Raw genomic sequence first — 16,699 nt, 5'->3', positions numbered from 1 at the left:
GGGAAGAGGTGAAGCAGATGACAGAACAGAAGATACAGACAGAGGACGATCATATACAGGGCGAAACAGGTTCAACCGTGGGGAAACCGGAAGAGTTCGACTCAAACGCTCCTATTGCGTTAATTACCGGGACATCGAGTGGGTTCGGTATGCTTACGGCGGTTACGCTGGCTAAACAAGGATATCGTGTTGTGGCAACGATGCGAGATTTGAGTCGGAATGCGGAATTGGTAAGGCTGGCGGAGCAGGCGGGCATCTCGGATCGGTTACAGGTTATTCGGCTGGATGTAACGGTTGCTGATTCGGTGCAGGAGGCTGTTCGGACGGTACTTCAAAACTATGGGCGGATCGATATGCTGGTGAACAATGCAGGATTTGCACTTGGCGGATTTATTGAGGAAGTATCCATGGATGATTGGCGTCGGCAAATGGAAACGAATCTGTTCGGCTTGATTGCCGTTACACGTGCGGTCCTGCCTGTCATGCGTGAGCAAAAGCAGGGATTAATCATCAACTTGTCCAGCGTCAGTGGATTGTCCGGTTTTCCAGGTTATGCGCCGTATGCTGCATCCAAATTCGCCGTGGAAGGTTTCACGGAAAGTTTGCGTCATGAGATGTCTTCGTTCGGCGTCCGGGTTGTGCTCGTAGAGCCTGGTGCTTATCGCACACCCATATGGAGTAAAGGTTTGGGTGAAATTCACAGGAGCGAACATTCTCCCTATAAAGATAAGCTGGATGCGGTTCTTCGTTATTCCCAGCATGCCGGAGAGACTGCACCTGATCCGCAGGAAGTGGCCGATCTGATTGCTCGCATTGCACGGATGCGTGCACCAAGACTTCGTTATGCGCTGGGCAAAGGCTCGCGTTTGCTTATCATCGGCAAGCTGCTGCTTCCCTGGAAATGGCTGGAGTGGATTATTGCGCGTGGACTGAAGTAGGGCAAAACGCACTCAACTAATATGCTGGGGGTAAAGAGCTATGTTCGAAATCATCGTCATTATTTTACTGCTATCCATTGTTGGCCTGCTCTTCCGTATCAACAGTAAACTACCGGAACGTGATTGGGTGAAAGAAGCTATGGAGCGGGATGCGTCGAAATAAAAAACACTGGAGGGCTTCATATGAAAATCGCTTTTGTTTTGTTTGACGGTTTGACTTTCCTTGATTTTGCAGGATTTTATGATGTGATCAATCGGTTGAATTTCTTTGAACAAACCAAAGGCACAACGTGGGAAACATGTGCTATGACAGATCAGGTTACGGACGAATCAGGCCTAACGTTGAAGGTGGACCGGGTGAAGCCTGATTTGGCGGAATATGATCTCGTTTTTGTGCCTGGTGGCATGGGAACGCGCAAGCTTCGATTCGATGAGGCTTTTGTGGGCTGGCTGAGACAGGCCGAGAATGTTCCACTGAAGGTATCTGTGTGCACAGGCTCTCTGCTGATGGGGGCAGCTGGGTTTTTAACAGGTAAAAAAGCAACGACGCATCCCAATGTCTATGAACTGCTTGAGCCATACGTTGCCGAGGTGATTCAAACCCGGATTGTGAAAGACGGAAATATGATTACGGCCGGCGGGGTAGCGACGTCCATTGATCTTGGGGTCTATATTGTAGGTTTGCTTGCAGGCCAGGAAGCCGCAGCGAATGTAAAGCTCCAGATCGATTATCCTTATGACATGCAGGGAGTGGTTGAAGCATGAAGGGAGGTCAAAAGGAGAACGTGTTCATCCTTCGCAATATACGAAGAGATGAGGCAGAGAAATATTGGCCTTTGCGGCTGGAAGCACTGAAAAATCACCCGGAAGCCTTCGGGGCTTCATTTGAAATGTCGATTCAGCTTCCCATGAGTGAAGTGCAGGAACGTATACATACCGAACCCGATGATTACATTTTGGGTGCATATACAGAAGAAGGCATACCCACAGGAACGATGGGATTCAAAAGAGAAGAGGGACTAAAGCTGAGGCACAAAGGATACATCTGGGGAGTGTATGTCTCACCGGCTTATCGTGGATGTGGACTTGCTTCCCGTTTGCTCCAAGAAGTGTTGGATCGGGGCAGGGAACTGGAAGGCATAGAGCAAATCAATCTCAGTGTGGTTACCACAAACGGGTCAGCAAGGCGATTGTATGAGCAGCATGGATTTGAAACCTATGGCATTGAGCGCAATGCACTGGTCGTTCAGGGAAAAGGTTACGATGAAGCGCATATGACGTACTTTTATGCTGAGCGTCGTTTGAATATGAGCGATGAGCATGTTGAAGCAGGTGGTGACTTATGACGGACACGGTTCAGCTTGAACTTGACGGCATTCCTTTTGAGTTAAAAGAACCTCATTCATTCGAGTGGATCGCGCGCCTGGGTACTGTATTTCGTGTGTTTGATCAGCAGGATTCCGGCAATTTGTCCTTTGGTATTCTGGGTCAGGACGGAAAGCGGGAATTCGTAAAATATGCTGGAGCACGTACAATTCATGCGAACAGTTTAAGTGCACCTGCCGAAGCGATTCATTATTTGAAATCATCCGTTTCCATATACGAAGATTTAGCACATGACAGCTTGATTCATTTAAAAGAACATTTTGCAACGGAACATGGCTACGCCTGTGTATTCGATTGGGTGGAAGGAGAATGTCTGCATTCCCATTGGGATTTTCCACCACCAGCCAAGTATGAGGACCCTCGTTCCCCTTATTATCGATTCAGACAGCTTTCGGTAAAGACACGTATTCAGGCGATGGAGCGTATTTTGGATTTTCACATCGAAGTGCAACGGAGAGGATATGTGGCTGTCGATTTTTACGATGGTAGTCTGATCTATGATTTTGACAAACAAACGATGAAAATATGTGATATTGATTTGTATCGAAAGGGCTCTTTCACGAATACGATGGGACGGATGTGGGGATCATCCCGGTTTATGTCTCCTGAGGAATTTGAATTGGGTGCACCAATGGATGGAATCACGAATGTGTTCAACTTAGGAGCGATGGCTTTCTCCCTGCTGGGTGGAGAGTTGGATCGTTCATATGCCAGATGGGATGCGGGAGAAGCGTTGTACCAGGTGGTTATTCGAGCAGTAGACCCTGAGCGGGCAAGTCGTTATACATCGGTTGCTGAATTGGGTGAAGCATGGAAAAAAGCCGTGCTGCAGGATCAATAAACGATATTGAATCACTGTCTAGATTTTAAAGTCCTCTAATATATTACTCATACGCAATTGTGCACATTTGATTCGTATCTGCACGGAATATACCGTATAATGGAAATTAATGAGGGGGTATAGCCAATGTGCAAATATACGATATCAGGATTAATAACTGATTTTCTGAAGAAGCATGACGCTCGAAAAAGAAGTGTAGGCGAACCATTATTACAGAGGTTCATACCGTAGTTATGGATCCCATTTCAAACCTTTCACCCATGGATATGATGAAAATTCAGGCAAATACATTGTATACGATGGACAATCAGAAGCGTCTGTTAAGTATTAACGAACCGGATGGTGGGCAGGCTCCAGCCTTATTTATAGGGATAACTTCTGTCGGGCAATGCTCTTATTATCATGAGCAGTTGCCGCTCACTCTGATTGAGGAGCTAGGCTGTGACACTGAGCCTCCGCTCGATATTGCAAAGCTGATTCGGAGAGTGGAGACGTTTAAGCCAGTGAAGAGTGTATGGATGGGCCCGGCTTATGCATTTCCCGAGAAGTGCGGCGAATGGCATCCGAATGTTCAGCTTATAGAGAGTCATCGTACTTTTCTGCTGGAAAAGCATTTTCCTAATTTAATAGAGCATCTGCATGAAAAAATGCCCGTTATTGCTTATGTTATGGAGGATTCGGCTGTCGCTGTATGTTGTTCGGCCCGTGTATCCCAACAGGGTGCTGAGGCTAGTCTGTATACGGCGCCTAATTTCAGAGGACAGGGTTATGCAGCGGAGGCGGTAAAGTGCTGGCAGTATTATGTTAAAGAGAGCGGGCGCATTCCAATCTATAGTACATCATGGGATAATATAGCTTCACAAACTGTTGCCCGGAAACTGGGACTAATCCAGTTTGGTGTGGATTTCAACATCACGACTTCGTCATAAAAGATGAAATCATTTGTGTTAAATGAAGGACATCAATCCGCTGTGTTGAAACTCGGGATCAAAAGTTGTTATTGCAGCAATGATTAGGAATTTTGTACAAAAGAACCTGCAATAAGTCATTGTAGCGCATATCCGTATCTATCGGGATGAGTATAATTATGATCATAGCTTTGTCTAGTTTATTGAGAGTGCCGTTCATAAGTTTGAGCAGGGACAGGAGTGATTCCATGATTCGCAAACGTATTGCAAGCGGCACGGTGATGCTGTGTGCAGTGTGGATGTTGGTAGCATGCTCGAATCAGGCGGAAAGTCATGACGTGAGCTGGAAAATTGATAGCAATCTTCAGCAAATCGTGAACGAAACTGAGATTCTGACCAGCAGTAATCCAGGTGACTATATTGCTGCTAATACAGAGGCGTATGCACAGATTCTGGATACGGGTGAAGAGGGACTGAACGTTCTGATTCAGCAACTGGAGTCCAGTGCAGATAATGGCCTTAAGGAATGGCTTATGGCTCAGGCAAGTACGGAGCTGCTCGGAGAGCGTAACCCCGTGGAACGCTGGCAAAGTGGCAAAGACTGGCTCAGACAGTATAAAATAAAGGTAGAATAATGGCTCATCATCATTAGTGCATGACTTACAGCGAATGTTGTGGAGGGAACGGAATCGATTCTGAAGAAGCTCAAGAAAATTTGGAGATAACAGCGATCGAAAGAACGATCCGTAACCGAAACGATCACCGCAGGTCGTCAAACGTTAACGTCTGTGATGACCCAGAATAACATAACTCACCTCCCAGTCATCATGAGCAGGAATGAGAGGTTCTAGGAACCTGAAAGAATACGTTATAGAGGTGAAACCCTTGAAGAAGAAAATTGCATTTTTTGACTCGGGAATCGGTGGTTTAACCGTCTTGCATAAGGCTTTGCATCAATTCCCTGAAGAAGCGTTTCTGTATTATGCCGATACATTGCATGTTCCTTATGGGACCAAGTCCGCCGATGAGGTTAGAGGACATATCTTCAATTGTGTGGAGGCTATTGTTCAGGAAAATGTGCAAGCGATCGTGATTGCCTGCAATACAGCGACCAGTCTGACCGTAAAGGATTTGCGTGCCAAGTATGATATCCCCGTTATCGGGATGGAGCCTGCTGTGAAACCAGCTGTGGAAATGAATCGAAGAACCGGCAAAAGAGTGCTTGTATTTGCTACAGCCCTGACTTTGAGTCAAACGAAATATCATGAATTGGTATCCCGTGTGGATGATCACCATAGTGTTGATTCCATTCCATTACCAGAACTAGTGGAATGGTGTGAACAGTTGGATTTTGATCCACAGAAGATTGCGGCATATTTCCGCCTCAAACTGGCTGATCTTGATCTGAACTTATACGGTACAGTTGTACTTGGCTGCACGCATTATCCGTTCTACACTTCGATTCTTCGTACGGTTCTGCCAGATCATATTCAGATTATTGATGGTAGTACGGGAACAGTTAACCGCTTGAAGCAGCTTCTTGGGTTGGCAGAACAAAAGGGCGTGTGGACAGGGGATAAGGTTACTTTTCTTAGTTCATCTGGCCGTTCGGAAGACCAGGAGAATATGAGAATTGCACTCCAATATCTGGAGAAGCATTGAATGTAAATTGAATCAACAGGAGGTGAGGGGCGATGCAGGCTATTTATCTCATTCGTCATGCCAAAGCAACAGGGCAAGAACCAGACGCCGAGCTTACGGATGAAGGACTTCGTCAGGCCGAAGAACTTGCTGAGATGTTGGCGGAGCACCCAATCCAATACATTGTGTCGAGTCCGTGGAAAAGGGCACTTCAGACCGCTGCCCCACTGGGCAAAACCGTCCTGCAACATATACATACGGATGAACGTCTTCAAGAAAGGGTGCTTAGTTCCCTTCATCTGGATAATTGGATGGATGTGCTTGAACGTACATACACGGACGAAGACTGGACAGAAGAAGGTGGTGAATCTTCTCGTTTGGCGACAGCTCGGGGCCTTGAGGTGCTGGACGAGCTGTGGAGCAGGCCGGAGCATAGCGGGGCTGTGATTACACACGGCAATCTGTTATCTCTGCTCATCCGTAGTCATAATGCATCCTTTGGATTCGAGGAGTGGAAAAATCTATCTAATCCTGATGTATATGTCCTGGGAAAACAGCAGGGGGATAAAGTTACACACAGCATTCGCCGTATATGGCGAAGTTAAACATAAAGAGAGTGCTCCAGCGATTTTTGAGATCGGCTAGAACACTCTTTTCAGTTTACGATGTTGGTTTTACAAAGCGGCAACTAATAACATTACCCAACCGGCCAAGAAAGCTACTCCGCCCAGGGGTGTGATCGCCCCCAGTTTTCGAACGCCAGTTACGCTTAGGACATATAGACTGCCTGAGAACAAGAGGATGCCGGCGAATAGCAACCATCCAGCCAGCAACACAAGAGATGGCTGCTCCAGTCGATCAGCGAGCAGTCCGAGCAGGATGATTCCGATTCCGTGAACAAGGTGATACTGAACGCCAGTCTCGTATATTTTGATCATGTCAGCAGACAATCTGCGTTTGAGCGCATGTGCACCGAAAGCTCCAAGGGCAACAGCAAGAAACATCATGATACTTCCAAGTATAATCAAGGTCTGCATGTGGTCTTTTCTCCTTTTAATAGTATTAAGCAGAATATTTCTGCTCATTATGACGCTTATAGCTTACGCAATTGAATGCGCTGAATCGAATGGTCCGCTTCTTTTTTCAAAATGAGTCTGGCTCGTCCTTTAGTTGGCAGGATATTTTCGTGCAGGTTTTTGGCATTGATATTTTTCCATATCTGACTTGCCGTAAGAACCGCCTCATCTTCTTCCAGATTGGCAAAACGACTGTGGAAGAAGGAATTCTCATTCTGAAACGCTGTATTGCGTAGCAGCTTGAAACGCTCAATGTACCAGTGACGGATATGCTCCTCTTCCGCATCGATATAGATGGAGAAGTCAAAAAAATCACTGACCAACAGTGGGGTTTCCTTTTTAACCTGGAGCACGTTAATTCCTTCAATAATGAGGATATCCGGCTGACATATGGCATTCTCTTCACCTGCAATGACGTCGTAGGCAAGATGGGAGTATACGGGAGCCATTACTTCGGGTTTACCTGATTTGACATCACCCATGAACTGAATCAGTGACTTGATATCGTAACTTTCTGGAAATCCCTTCCGGTTCATGATGCCTTTCTCTTGCAGCACGGCATTGGGATACAGGAAACCATCCGTAGTGACCAGATCCACCTTGGGATTTCCTTTACCTCTTGCAAGCATAGCCTGGAGCAGGCGGGCAGTTGTACTTTTGCCCACGGCAACACTGCCCCCAATACCGATAATGTAGGGAGCGTGATGTGCTTCTTTTTTTAGAAAAGATGCCGTTAAGCGATTCAGCTCTCGTGAAGCTCCTGCATATAAGTCAATAAAGTGGGTAAGAGGTAGATAAATATCCTCAACTTCTTGAATGGATACCTCTTCATTTAATCCCTTTAGCTGTTCCAATTCCGCTTTCGTTAGTGGAAGAGTGGTCTGATATTTCTTCAAGTCAGCCCATTCCTTGCGGTTAAACTCGGTGTAAGGAGAGTATAAATTCATGAGATCCCGCTTTCTGTATGTAATGTTATGTTGGCACAATCATTAGTGTACCAAATTTCAGGGAACTGACAACACCTTTACATTGATGGCTCCATTAGTATATTCCCTGAAAGTTGAATTAAAAGCAACTTATAGGAAATTGTAAACCAAATTATGTTAAAGTCAACGTATACCATGCGGGAGGGTGACAGCAAATGATCGTATATGAGAGAGAGCATGATTTTGTTTTGACCGCACAGCATGAACATGGACTAGTAGCCGGAGAAATGGCTTCCCATTGGAAAACGGAATTGTTAACTGATGAAGCGCATCGAGAAGATCTGATTTTTGCCGCAAAAGAGCATGATCGGGGATGGATTGAACTGGATTCTGCTCCATTCTGGAATGATTATAGTCAGATACCGTATTCGTTTCGTGATTTTCCGCTACGTCCACGATTTGTATTTTACCGTAAAGGTATTGAAGAGGTTCGGGAGAAAAACTTGTACGCCGGGTTGTTGTGCAGCATGATGTATACAGATTTGTTTCAAAACAACCTGGGTGCTAACGCCAATGATGATGAAGACATTAGGGAATATCTGAACGATGAACGGGAGCATCAGTTACGTATGGAACAGCAGCTTAGTGGTGGTGAAGCGTTGAAGCTTAGGCTGAAACATGATTTAGAAATTATGCTATTTTGTGATCAGCTCAGCCTTTTTCTCTGTATGGAGGAACCCGGAACACCTGCTGCACGTTATGATTTTTTCGCTGATGGACTGGGCTCTACCTTCGATGCCTGTTCAAGGCAGCCCATTCAGGCCGAGTGGCTTTCCAATGAGAAAGTAGGATTGTCTTTTGTGCCGTTTGATGAGGACTTTACAGTCGTTATGCCTTACAAATCGGTGCCGAAAGCAAGTATTCGCAAATTTGGTCTGCTGCAGGCTTATCGCCGTGCCGAGTGGAAAGAGCGTCGGGTGTTAATTACAGGCATGAGCTGAGTGGCGCATATCAGGTTAAAACTTTTTTTATAAAGTAAAAGTTATATCAATAATGACAAGATCCCATGAATATACATGGATAGCGTGAACCGATATTTCTTAATTTCTGAGAAGGGCGGGGCTGCTATGGATAAAGATAAAACCAAATATCTCAATCTTTATAATGGTTTAACTGAAGATGAGATTCGTAGTGGAGAATTAGCAGCAAACTTTACTCAGATTGATGAAGAAATCGCTGACCGTGGAATTCACATTACGTGGAATGGTGCTGATCGTACTGGAGTTAAAGGAAGTTCTTCTGCCTTAATTTCTATTCTGACCGAGGATAAGGACGTAATCATCATTCCACAAGGGATCTTTCTAATAGATAAAAATGTAACTATCCCGCCGGATAAACAGCTTGTATTTCAACGTAATGGAAGGTTAAAAATAAAAAAGGGTGTTACTTTAACTATTCTAGGACCTATTGATGCTAGACCGTACGAGTGGATTTTTGATATTTCTTTAGGCGGAACTGTAACTGGAGAGTTTCAAACCGAGTCAGTTTATCCACAGTGGTTTGGAGCTAAGGCTGATGGTTTTAATAATGATGCTCCTGCAATACAGGCTGCTGAGAACTTCGCCTTTCAGCGGGGGGGCGGAATTATTGTATTTCCATTTGGAACATACGGGATTAAAAATAAAATTATTAAGCGATCCAGTGTGCACTGGAGAGGGGCACAGGCTAAGATAAAGAGAATTGACAATCTTGATCCGAGTGGAGCTGCATTTTCGTTAGTTTATGCTGAAGAAGATACCTTTGATTGGTCTATTCAAGCTTTAGAATTCGAAAATATTCCCCATAATATATTGTTGGATAAGTCTATCTATCATAATTTTGGGCCGGGAAAAAACAATAGCTGTATTGACGCGTATCGCTGTTCAGAATGGATAGTTCGTGACTGCGTTTTTCGTAAATTTTCTCAGGGTATTCTATATCGTGGATGTGAGACTTTTACAATATCCAATAATCGATTTTATGGTGAGAGTGGTAAGAGTATTGACTCTATACTGGAGGGCACTTTAATCTCTTTTTCAAGCTATGTGTATACAGGTGCAATAATATTTGCTTTTACATCTTCTGCGGCTGAAATTCGAAACGCAGGCAATTTTTTGATTTCTGATAATTATATTGAAGTCCCAGGGCTGGACATAGGTATTGATGCCCTTGCCCAAACTTGGAATGAAAATCCTTCAATTGTTAGTGAAAATATAATACTAGGTCCTAATTGTGGTATTCAGATTTACAAAGGGAGTTTTCATGATCCTTTGAATGCGCCAACTTACCGAGGGAATATCCAAGTCCACAATAACCGTTTATATGCAACTTGGGAACAGGGGATTTATATTCGCTATACTAATGGTGTTACAATCTCACATAACTATTTAGAGAGAGTTGCTCAAAAACCTGGTGGGGACATTGGTAGCTCTGGTGGAGGGATTGTAACTCGGGTTAACCCTTTTAACCTAAATCCCCATTCACCGGGACCCTCTGATCATGTGGGTGTGGATATTCTATATAATCGTATTGTCAATCCAGGCCAAGACAATCAACGATTAGATGGAGCTATTCATATACGCTTACCTAATTGTCGAGTAATTGGTAATGACATTATACGGGAAACTAATTTATATCCCCTTTCGCTCGGTAAAGGAATTTTAATTGATAATGGAGAAGGGATTTTACAGGCAGAGATTCGTGGAAACCGAATTAGAGGATTTGAATATGGTATGTTCTGGGCAGGAACGGCTAAAAAGCATGAGGATGGCGAAGCATGTATTATTGATGGAAATACTATTAGAGACTGCTCAACAGCAATTTTCATTGATCCTCTACGGATAGTTGGTATTCAGATTAGGGCGAATTTTATAATTAGTGCAAATACGGGATTGATTCTAAAAAGAGCACCATATTCATTTATAGAAGATAATCATTTTCATTCGTGTGTGGCTGGGGTAGTACTGAGATCCGGAAATCTGGCGAGTGATTATGTTACTTTAAAATCAGGAGGCGAATACACCGGGATAGACACTGGGATGATAGCAGGAGGAACTGTTACTGTTAGAAATAATCATTTTCTGAAGGTTACCATACCACATAATGTTGCAGAAACATCTCAAGGAGATGCTTCTTTTCATGGCCGATGTGTATGTTGGGAAGGGGATCGTGTGAATGGTCGTGTTTTGCGGATAAATGATTTTCCCTACGCGAAACAACCTGCTGCCTACACAGCAAAGATATGGCATAAACATGATCGAGTATATAACACGATTTATATAAAGGGGAACGTATATGAAAGAATCTGTATAAACGCAGGCATGTATGGCCGATCTCCAGTCATTCCTATTAAAGGTACGATCTCTGAAAACTCCGATGTTATTACGGAAATTTCGAGTGTTCGAAATATTGGATTGGGTCAATATCTAAATGTAGAGGGAATTACTGTGTACGTAAAAGAAGTTAATTATACCGAAAATTCTGTTTATACAGATGTTGTTTTTCTTATGAATAAATCTGATGTAGACATCGTTATGAAAGAACCAACTTTCATGGATTTAATAACTTGGACTTGAGCTTTCAGGCTTTTAATACCCTTTTTAAGCGGTTATCGTGAAGATTTCCACTTGAAAAGGGTATTTCATATTTGATAATAATTGACCAGATCCTCTTAAGAATCCTATGATAATATCTTCTAAGATACTTTGTATATTACCAATTCGAAATACAATTATAGGAAAACCTATCTTAGGACTAGAAATGTTAGTATATAACAAAGCAGAAAAGCTTAATTCAACATGTACACAAGAGCGGAGAGGACAGAAAAACACCTGGGAATCAAGGATTAGAAGATTCTTCTGTCGAGTGAGTGGATATCTGTGAATTGCAATGGATTAGGTTCTGTATAAGCCAACTGGGAGGATAAACATGGACATTAGAACCGAGATTTTAACGATGTGTATGATATGGGACAAACAAAATGATCAGGTGCTATTAATGAATCGACCCAACCAAAAAGGATTTCCGGGATACATTGCTCCTGGAGGGAAAGTTGATTTTCCAGAAAGTATTGTGGATGGTGCCGTGCGAGAAGTTAAAGAGGAAACAGGACTTGTGGTGAAAGAGATTACATACAAGGGTCTTGATGAATTTTGTGATCCGGAGCAAGGATTGCGTTATATGGTATTTAACTACGTGGCTACTTCTTATGAGGGGGAGCTACTGAGCGAGCCGCCTGAAGGTGAACTGTTGTGGGTGTCTTTAGGTCAAGCGCTAGAACTGCCTATGCAGGATTGGTTTGCGGAACGTTTCCCGCGATTTTTTCAAGCAGGTACGTTTGAGCGGAGTGTAATATGGGAGAAATCAACCGGACGTACACTGAAAGAGACGTTTATGGTTTATAGTGATTCCGTTCTTGAACAGAGTAAAGTCAAATAATTCAAAACGCTCAGGAGGCGGAAGAAATTATGGGATACCAGCATGCACTGGAAGGATACATTACAGCGACAAATACACATGACTTTGATGAGGTAAGCAAATGGTTATCACCGGATGCCGTATATTGGTTTACGGGAACGTCTTGTACTACCCTTAACGAAATTCGGGCTTATTTTGAAAACGCTTGGGAGACAGTCAAGGATGAGGTATATCGTGCAGAAGACGTCACGTGGATTACGAGTGGCGAAGAGCAGGCAGTCTGTATTTATACCTACCACTGGAAAGGAATGTATCAAGGGAAGCCGGCTGCTGGAAAAGGTCGGGCTACCAATGTATTTGTTGCAGGCATCAACGGAGAATGGAAATTAATCCATGAACATTTAAGTGCGGGTGAATAACGTGAGGAATAGAACGTTGCAGTCTACTTGAATAAAGCTAATAATTAAGCTTCTATCTGATGCATGGCTCATATTTTATCAGCCAATTCTATATATTTATATCCAGATATTATGATATAATGAAGTTTACTTTTTAAAAGGAGAGGACTTGCTATTATGGATATTACATTTCGTGAATCGCTTGAGGGAATAGAAATCGACCAACTTAGCGGGGCTTTTTTCGAAGGTTGGCCAAACCCTCCATCTACGCCTACATTTCTGAAGTTGCTGGAACAATCCTATGCTGTCGAACTGGCTATTGATGAAGAAACCGGAAATGTGGTGGGCTTTATTCAAGCGATTTCAGATGGAGTTCTTAGTGCATATATTCCCTTATTGGAAGTGCTTCCGGAGTATCAGGGTAAAGGTATCGGAACAGATCTCATCAAGCGTATGTTTAATCGTCTGGGTGATCTCTATATGATTGATCTTTTGTGCGATAACGAACTCCAGGAGTTCTATGAGAAACAGGGCATGCAAAAAGCATCTGGCATGGTGATTCGTCATTATCAAAATCAGGCTGGAGCGGTAAATAGCTAATAGATTTGGTGAATGAGATGGTTGAAATAAAGTATAAAAATCGTTCCGGAGTAACCCGAAGTTATAAAAAGAGAAAAATATGAATTCAGACTAAAACATTTATATACGGAAGGTTGTTATATATTTGGTGACTAGCCATACATAGGCTTCTGCAAACGGGACGTAAATGAATATGTACGAGGAAAAGGTGGAGATTGGTGTGAAATTGTCGTTCCGGATTTTGGACTGGGAAGAAGAAAAACCTTATGAACTTTTATTAATGGCTGATCCGTCCAAAGCCATAGTTGACGAATATCTGAGTCGCGGTGTTTGCTTTATCGCTGAATATGAAGGAGAAATGGTAGGAGAGTTTGTTTTGCTTAAAACACGTCCAGAGACGGTAGAGATTGTTAATATTGCCGTACAGGAAGAGTTACAGGGACAGGGCGTTGGCAAACACATGATCAAGGAAGCGATAGAAGCAGCACGCAAGCTCGGTGGTCGAACGATAGAAATTGGGACAGGCAACTCAAGTTTTCATCAGTTGAAGCTGTATCAACGCTGCGGTTTTCGCATTATAGGGGTCGACCGGGACTTTTTTGTGAAACATTATGAAGAAGAGATTATAGAAGATGGTATTCGCTGCGTCGATATGATTCGTTTGGCTCTGGATCTGGATAACGTTGCAGAGGAGAACAAGAAGTGAAGATATACCGCCTGAAATCAGAGGATAGTCGCAGCATTACCGCTTATGGCAGTGAGGGAGCAGAGATTACGCCGATACTCCGAAGCACAACAGTTTGCCACGTAGCACAACTGAAACTGTCTGCAGGAGGACGTGTAGGTTTGCATCCAGCAGTGGGTGAGCAGGTGTTTCTGGTGCTTGAAGGGGAAGGTTGGGTGGAAGGTGAGACAGGCGAACGGGTAGCTGTACGATCGGGAGAAGCCGCGCATTGGACTAACGGAGAGAATCATCAATCTGGCTCGAACAAAGGACTAACCGCATTGTTGATTGAGGGTGAAGAACTAATTGTTCGGTTTTCGCTAGAGGAGGGAGACTCTTAGATAGGGGCTGATGATTTGAGTGTTTGGGTCATTGTTATTATTATTGGGGTGATTTTTACTCCATCGTTCTATCAGATGAATAAGCGTATTCGTAGATTGGAAGAGCAGGTTAGATATCTTTCAGACGAGAGGAAGAACCTTTAAGTGGATCGGTACACACACATGGGAGTATACGGTTTAGTCACTTGGGAGCAAAAATTCCTGTTAGTTCATAAGGCAAGAGGAGCCTATACGGGGAAATGGGATTTGCCTGGAGGAAGGTTGGAATTTGGTGAGCAACCGGAGACCGCCTTGCACCGTGAGATTGAAGAGGAGACAGGACTTTACAATCTACAATTGGTGATTCGTTCTGCGGAATCGATCGTATTGGAGTGGGTTTACGAAGGCCAGCCGGAAGAGCTGCACCATATTGGAATTTTATACGATGTATATTTGACAAGCGAAAGTCGGCCTTATGAGATCAAAAGGGAACCGGATGGCGAAGATTCGCTGGGCGCACAATGGTTTACTATGGAAGAGGTTGGAGCGTTATCGTTGACGCCATTTGCAGAGTATATGATTAACAATTTTAATAGAAACCTACTTTGATTTGAATTTTAGGACTGGTCAAATGGAACAGAATCGTTTATTCTGTGATAGATAGATTACAATTTTTTTCAACTGAATAGGACTGACACCTTAAAGCATAAGGCTATGAATCTGCGGATTCGTGGCCTTTTTTTGTGTTTTTTAGGGGTGAATTGGGTCTTTGGAAGGGGAGGTTGCATGCCTTGTAGGGATGGGGATTGCTGAAAAATAATACCAATAGCCTAGATTTGCATGGTAGAATATTGATGATTATGACAAATTTAGGTTTTGGAATGAAGAGTAGTACGCTTGCTGAAGAAGCAGAATTTTGCCCCATACTAAGGTTACATAGGAGAGTGAGTAGATTGAAGAAACAGATGAGATTAGCTGTTAGTAAGTCAAAAAGGAATGTGTTGATAGTCGGATTGTTGACGTCGACTTTGCTGGTAGGAACGCTGCTGACTACTGGAACCGTGGGTCTGATGTCTACTGTGGATGCTGCTACAAGCACGAATGGAGCGGGTACAACGGCTTCTGCACTTACGAAGTTCAAAGATATCAAAGGGCACTGGGCGCAAGCTACAATTGTTAAAGCCTATGATAAAAATCTGATCTCCGGCTATCAGGATGGTACGTTCCGCCCCAATGCCAAAATCACCCGTGGTGAGTATGCCACCCTTCTCAGCCGTGCAACCAGCTTGGAAAAGGTACAAGGCGAGAATCCTTTTGCTGATCTCAAGGGACACTGGTCTGAATCAGCTGTGACACAGTTGGTGGGCCAAGGCTTTATTAACGCTAATGATTATCCGAAAGGATTCAACCCCAATGCCGAGCTGACACGCTACGAGATGATGAAATGGATTGCGAACGGACTGATCAAGTCCGGAACTAGTTTCAAGGATGCTTTTGACGATAGCAAAAATACACTGCTACCTACCCCTGAAGTAAATCGGGGAACGATTCGTGCAGAACAAATTCCTTATCTTGCACTTGTTCGCGGCACTGGCATTGTCGGTGGATTTGAGGACGGTTCCTTGAAGCCTGCTGATCCAACAACGCGAGCCGAAGTGTCTGCTATTTTGCTGCGTTATATGGATGTTGAGGGCACGGATGCAGGGAAGTACAGTGATTTGAATGAAATGCGCGAGGTTGGTACGACTGGAACGAATTTAACGACGATTAGTAATTATAAGTATAGTTCGGGTTCTGCTAAGATTTCAGACTTATCCAAAGGTTACATTACCTTAACTAACAAATCTGGTGTAATGAAGATACATCGACTAATAGCCGTGGATACCACTAAGAGCACACCTAAAGGTATTTATGCCTCTTTGCTATTGGAAAAAAATTATGTTCCTGGTTCGTATAAAACATTCTCTGATGTTTCTTTCACTTCAAATTTAGAAGAATCAAATTTATTAACATTTAACAAGGGATTTTCCGATTCACTTATACAATTTAATCGATTGGATTTGGAATTAGCAAAACAGAATGGCTTTACAACGTTACCCATGAATTCCGGTGAACTGATTAAAAAGGGTGTTGAAACAAGATTTTGGATTACATCAACTTTAAGAAATAAGTCTTGGTCCTATTTCTTGAAATCTGATACAGAAGGAGCGTTTAAAATTCAAAGATAGCTTGATTCGGGTGGTGAACAAAATAAATAAACGTTTCTTTAGTCTCATTTTGATAGCTGTTTGTGTTAGTGAATTATTATCTAATTTCATCCTACCCATTAATATCATTAATGCAGCAACAGATCAGTATGGGCCAAAATCAATGAAAAATCCTCAAAAAGTTACAGTCAAAGCAACACCTACTATAGGCACACCAGGAGTGTACTGGTACCAAGTCGACGACGGACGTTTCAAAGCTGAACATTCGGGGGGGCCAACTTATGCGAGGAACGCAGGGAG

Annotated in this window: 20 protein-coding genes; 18 read left to right on the top strand and 2 right to left on the bottom strand. The window is 43.4% G+C overall.

Features of this window, described 5'->3' with window-relative positions; translation table 11 throughout:
• Positions 1–17: 17 nt before the first annotated feature.
• The 9 genes from MHB84_RS04360 to MHB84_RS04320 all read left to right on the top strand — a co-directional run bounded on the left by MHB84_RS04360 (position 18) and on the right by MHB84_RS04320 (position 6,319).
• Entirely contained in the window at positions 18–938 is a 921-nt protein-coding gene (locus MHB84_RS04360; RefSeq protein ID WP_083678954.1) for an SDR family oxidoreductase, read from the top strand.
• A 40-nt stretch (positions 939–978) separates the two neighbouring features.
• A complete protein-coding gene (locus MHB84_RS04355) occupies positions 979–1,101 on the top strand; it encodes a hypothetical protein (RefSeq protein WP_256336659.1) in 123 nt (40 codons plus the stop codon).
• 20 nt (positions 1,102–1,121) lie between these two features.
• Entirely contained in the window at positions 1,122–1,703 is a 582-nt protein-coding gene (locus tag MHB84_RS04350) for a DJ-1/PfpI family protein (protein WP_076289964.1), read from the top strand.
• Positions 1,700–2,284, top strand: a complete 585-nt coding sequence (locus MHB84_RS04345) for a GNAT family N-acetyltransferase (protein ID WP_083678953.1) — start codon at positions 1,700–1,702, stop codon at positions 2,282–2,284. The genes MHB84_RS04350 and MHB84_RS04345 overlap by 4 nt, the downstream gene beginning before the upstream one ends.
• Positions 2,281–3,165, top strand: coding sequence for a serine/threonine protein kinase (locus tag MHB84_RS04340; protein ID WP_076289963.1), 885 nt, complete (start codon positions 2,281–2,283; stop codon positions 3,163–3,165). Before MHB84_RS04345 ends, MHB84_RS04340 begins: the two co-directional genes overlap by 4 nt.
• A gap of 260 nt (positions 3,166–3,425) precedes the next feature.
• Positions 3,426–4,094, top strand: a complete 669-nt coding sequence (locus tag MHB84_RS04335; RefSeq protein ID WP_341143001.1) for a GNAT family N-acetyltransferase — start codon at positions 3,426–3,428, stop codon at positions 4,092–4,094.
• A 227-nt stretch (positions 4,095–4,321) separates the two neighbouring features.
• Entirely contained in the window at positions 4,322–4,708 is a 387-nt protein-coding gene (locus tag MHB84_RS04330) for a hypothetical protein (protein WP_083678952.1), read from the top strand.
• A 202-nt stretch (positions 4,709–4,910) separates the two neighbouring features.
• Positions 4,911–5,735 (top strand): glutamate racemase, encoded by an 825-nt coding sequence (gene murI, locus MHB84_RS04325; RefSeq protein ID WP_083678951.1) that lies wholly within the window; start codon positions 4,911–4,913, stop codon positions 5,733–5,735.
• Between the two features lie 32 nt (positions 5,736–5,767).
• Positions 5,768–6,319 carry a histidine phosphatase family protein gene (locus MHB84_RS04320; protein WP_076289960.1) on the top strand — a complete coding sequence of 184 codons (552 nt, stop codon included), beginning with the start codon at positions 5,768–5,770 and terminating at the stop codon, positions 6,317–6,319.
• A 69-nt stretch (positions 6,320–6,388) separates the two neighbouring features.
• Here the strand turns inward: MHB84_RS04320 and MHB84_RS04315 are convergent, their stop codons facing one another.
• Complete coding sequence (locus MHB84_RS04315) at positions 6,389–6,751, bottom strand: DUF423 domain-containing protein (protein ID WP_076289959.1); 363 nt, start codon at positions 6,749–6,751, stop codon at positions 6,389–6,391.
• 56 nt (positions 6,752–6,807) lie between these two features.
• Positions 6,808–7,737: a type I pantothenate kinase gene (gene coaA, locus MHB84_RS04310; protein ID WP_076289958.1), complete on the bottom strand. Its 930-nt coding sequence runs from the start codon at positions 7,735–7,737 to the stop codon at positions 6,808–6,810.
• Between the two features lie 194 nt (positions 7,738–7,931).
• Here coaA and MHB84_RS04305 point away from each other — a divergent pair, with 194 nt between their 5' ends.
• From MHB84_RS04305 to MHB84_RS04265, 9 genes are all read left to right on the top strand, one after another.
• Positions 7,932–8,717, top strand: coding sequence for a DUF3891 family protein (locus MHB84_RS04305; RefSeq protein ID WP_076289957.1), 786 nt, complete (start codon positions 7,932–7,934; stop codon positions 8,715–8,717).
• Between the two features lie 75 nt (positions 8,718–8,792).
• On the top strand, positions 8,793–11,330 hold the full coding sequence (locus MHB84_RS04300) for a right-handed parallel beta-helix repeat-containing protein (RefSeq protein ID WP_083678950.1): 2,538 nt from the start codon (positions 8,793–8,795) through the stop codon (positions 11,328–11,330).
• 352 nt (positions 11,331–11,682) lie between these two features.
• The gene (locus MHB84_RS04295; RefSeq protein ID WP_076289955.1) at positions 11,683–12,192 is read left to right on the top strand and encodes an 8-oxo-dGTP diphosphatase; all 510 of its coding nucleotides are present in this window, start codon (positions 11,683–11,685) and stop codon (positions 12,190–12,192) included.
• Between the two features lie 29 nt (positions 12,193–12,221).
• On the top strand, positions 12,222–12,590 hold the full coding sequence (locus tag MHB84_RS04290; RefSeq protein WP_076289954.1) for a YybH family protein: 369 nt from the start codon (positions 12,222–12,224) through the stop codon (positions 12,588–12,590).
• Between the two features lie 156 nt (positions 12,591–12,746).
• Positions 12,747–13,169, top strand: a complete 423-nt coding sequence (locus MHB84_RS04285) for a GNAT family N-acetyltransferase (RefSeq protein ID WP_217504874.1) — start codon at positions 12,747–12,749, stop codon at positions 13,167–13,169.
• Positions 13,170–13,335: 166 nt separating this feature from the next.
• A complete protein-coding gene (locus MHB84_RS04280) occupies positions 13,336–13,854 on the top strand; it encodes a GNAT family N-acetyltransferase (RefSeq protein WP_076289953.1) in 519 nt (172 codons plus the stop codon).
• On the top strand, positions 13,851–14,213 hold the full coding sequence (locus MHB84_RS04275) for a cupin domain-containing protein (protein ID WP_076289952.1): 363 nt from the start codon (positions 13,851–13,853) through the stop codon (positions 14,211–14,213). The genes MHB84_RS04280 and MHB84_RS04275 overlap by 4 nt, the downstream gene beginning before the upstream one ends.
• A gap of 144 nt (positions 14,214–14,357) precedes the next feature.
• Positions 14,358–14,801 (top strand): NUDIX domain-containing protein, encoded by a 444-nt coding sequence (locus tag MHB84_RS04270; protein ID WP_076289951.1) that lies wholly within the window; start codon positions 14,358–14,360, stop codon positions 14,799–14,801.
• Positions 14,802–15,145: 344 nt separating this feature from the next.
• Positions 15,146–16,420, top strand: a complete 1,275-nt coding sequence (locus MHB84_RS04265; protein WP_076289950.1) for an S-layer homology domain-containing protein — start codon at positions 15,146–15,148, stop codon at positions 16,418–16,420.
• Positions 16,421–16,699: the final 279 nt, after the last annotated feature.

The sequence above is a fragment of the Paenibacillus sp. FSL F4-0087 genome, assembly GCF_038020215.1.
In the GTDB taxonomy this organism is placed as follows: domain Bacteria; phylum Bacillota; class Bacilli; order Paenibacillales; family Paenibacillaceae; genus Paenibacillus; species Paenibacillus taichungensis.
Note: the sequence above shows the minus strand (reverse complement) of the source record. Positions and strands in the feature narration are given on the sequence as shown.

Excerpts from the sequence above, each read along its gene's own strand:
- MHB84_RS04360 (WP_083678954.1), top strand. The coding sequence starts at position 18 with ATGACAGAACAGAAGATACAGACAGAGGACGATCATATACAGGGCGAA.
- MHB84_RS04355 (WP_256336659.1), top strand. The coding sequence starts at position 979 with ATGTTCGAAATCATCGTCATTATTTTACTGCTATCCATTGTTGGCCTG.
- MHB84_RS04350 (WP_076289964.1), top strand. The coding sequence starts at position 1,122 with ATGAAAATCGCTTTTGTTTTGTTTGACGGTTTGACTTTCCTTGATTTT.
- MHB84_RS04345 (WP_083678953.1), top strand. The coding sequence starts at position 1,700 with ATGAAGGGAGGTCAAAAGGAGAACGTGTTCATCCTTCGCAATATACGA.
- MHB84_RS04340 (WP_076289963.1), top strand. The coding sequence starts at position 2,281 with ATGACGGACACGGTTCAGCTTGAACTTGACGGCATTCCTTTTGAGTTA.
- MHB84_RS04335 (WP_341143001.1), top strand. The coding sequence starts at position 3,426 with ATGGATATGATGAAAATTCAGGCAAATACATTGTATACGATGGACAAT.
- MHB84_RS04330 (WP_083678952.1), top strand. The coding sequence starts at position 4,322 with ATGATTCGCAAACGTATTGCAAGCGGCACGGTGATGCTGTGTGCAGTG.
- murI (WP_083678951.1), top strand. The coding sequence starts at position 4,911 with ATGAGAGGTTCTAGGAACCTGAAAGAATACGTTATAGAGGTGAAACCC.
- MHB84_RS04320 (WP_076289960.1), top strand. The coding sequence starts at position 5,768 with ATGCAGGCTATTTATCTCATTCGTCATGCCAAAGCAACAGGGCAAGAA.
- MHB84_RS04315 (WP_076289959.1), bottom strand. The coding sequence starts at position 6,751 with ATGCAGACCTTGATTATACTTGGAAGTATCATGATGTTTCTTGCTGTT.
- coaA (WP_076289958.1), bottom strand. The coding sequence starts at position 7,737 with ATGAATTTATACTCTCCTTACACCGAGTTTAACCGCAAGGAATGGGCT.
- MHB84_RS04305 (WP_076289957.1), top strand. The coding sequence starts at position 7,932 with ATGATCGTATATGAGAGAGAGCATGATTTTGTTTTGACCGCACAGCAT.
- MHB84_RS04300 (WP_083678950.1), top strand. The coding sequence starts at position 8,793 with ATGGATAGCGTGAACCGATATTTCTTAATTTCTGAGAAGGGCGGGGCT.
- MHB84_RS04295 (WP_076289955.1), top strand. The coding sequence starts at position 11,683 with ATGGACATTAGAACCGAGATTTTAACGATGTGTATGATATGGGACAAA.
- MHB84_RS04290 (WP_076289954.1), top strand. The coding sequence starts at position 12,222 with ATGGGATACCAGCATGCACTGGAAGGATACATTACAGCGACAAATACA.
- MHB84_RS04285 (WP_217504874.1), top strand. The coding sequence starts at position 12,747 with ATGGATATTACATTTCGTGAATCGCTTGAGGGAATAGAAATCGACCAA.
- MHB84_RS04280 (WP_076289953.1), top strand. The coding sequence starts at position 13,336 with ATGAATATGTACGAGGAAAAGGTGGAGATTGGTGTGAAATTGTCGTTC.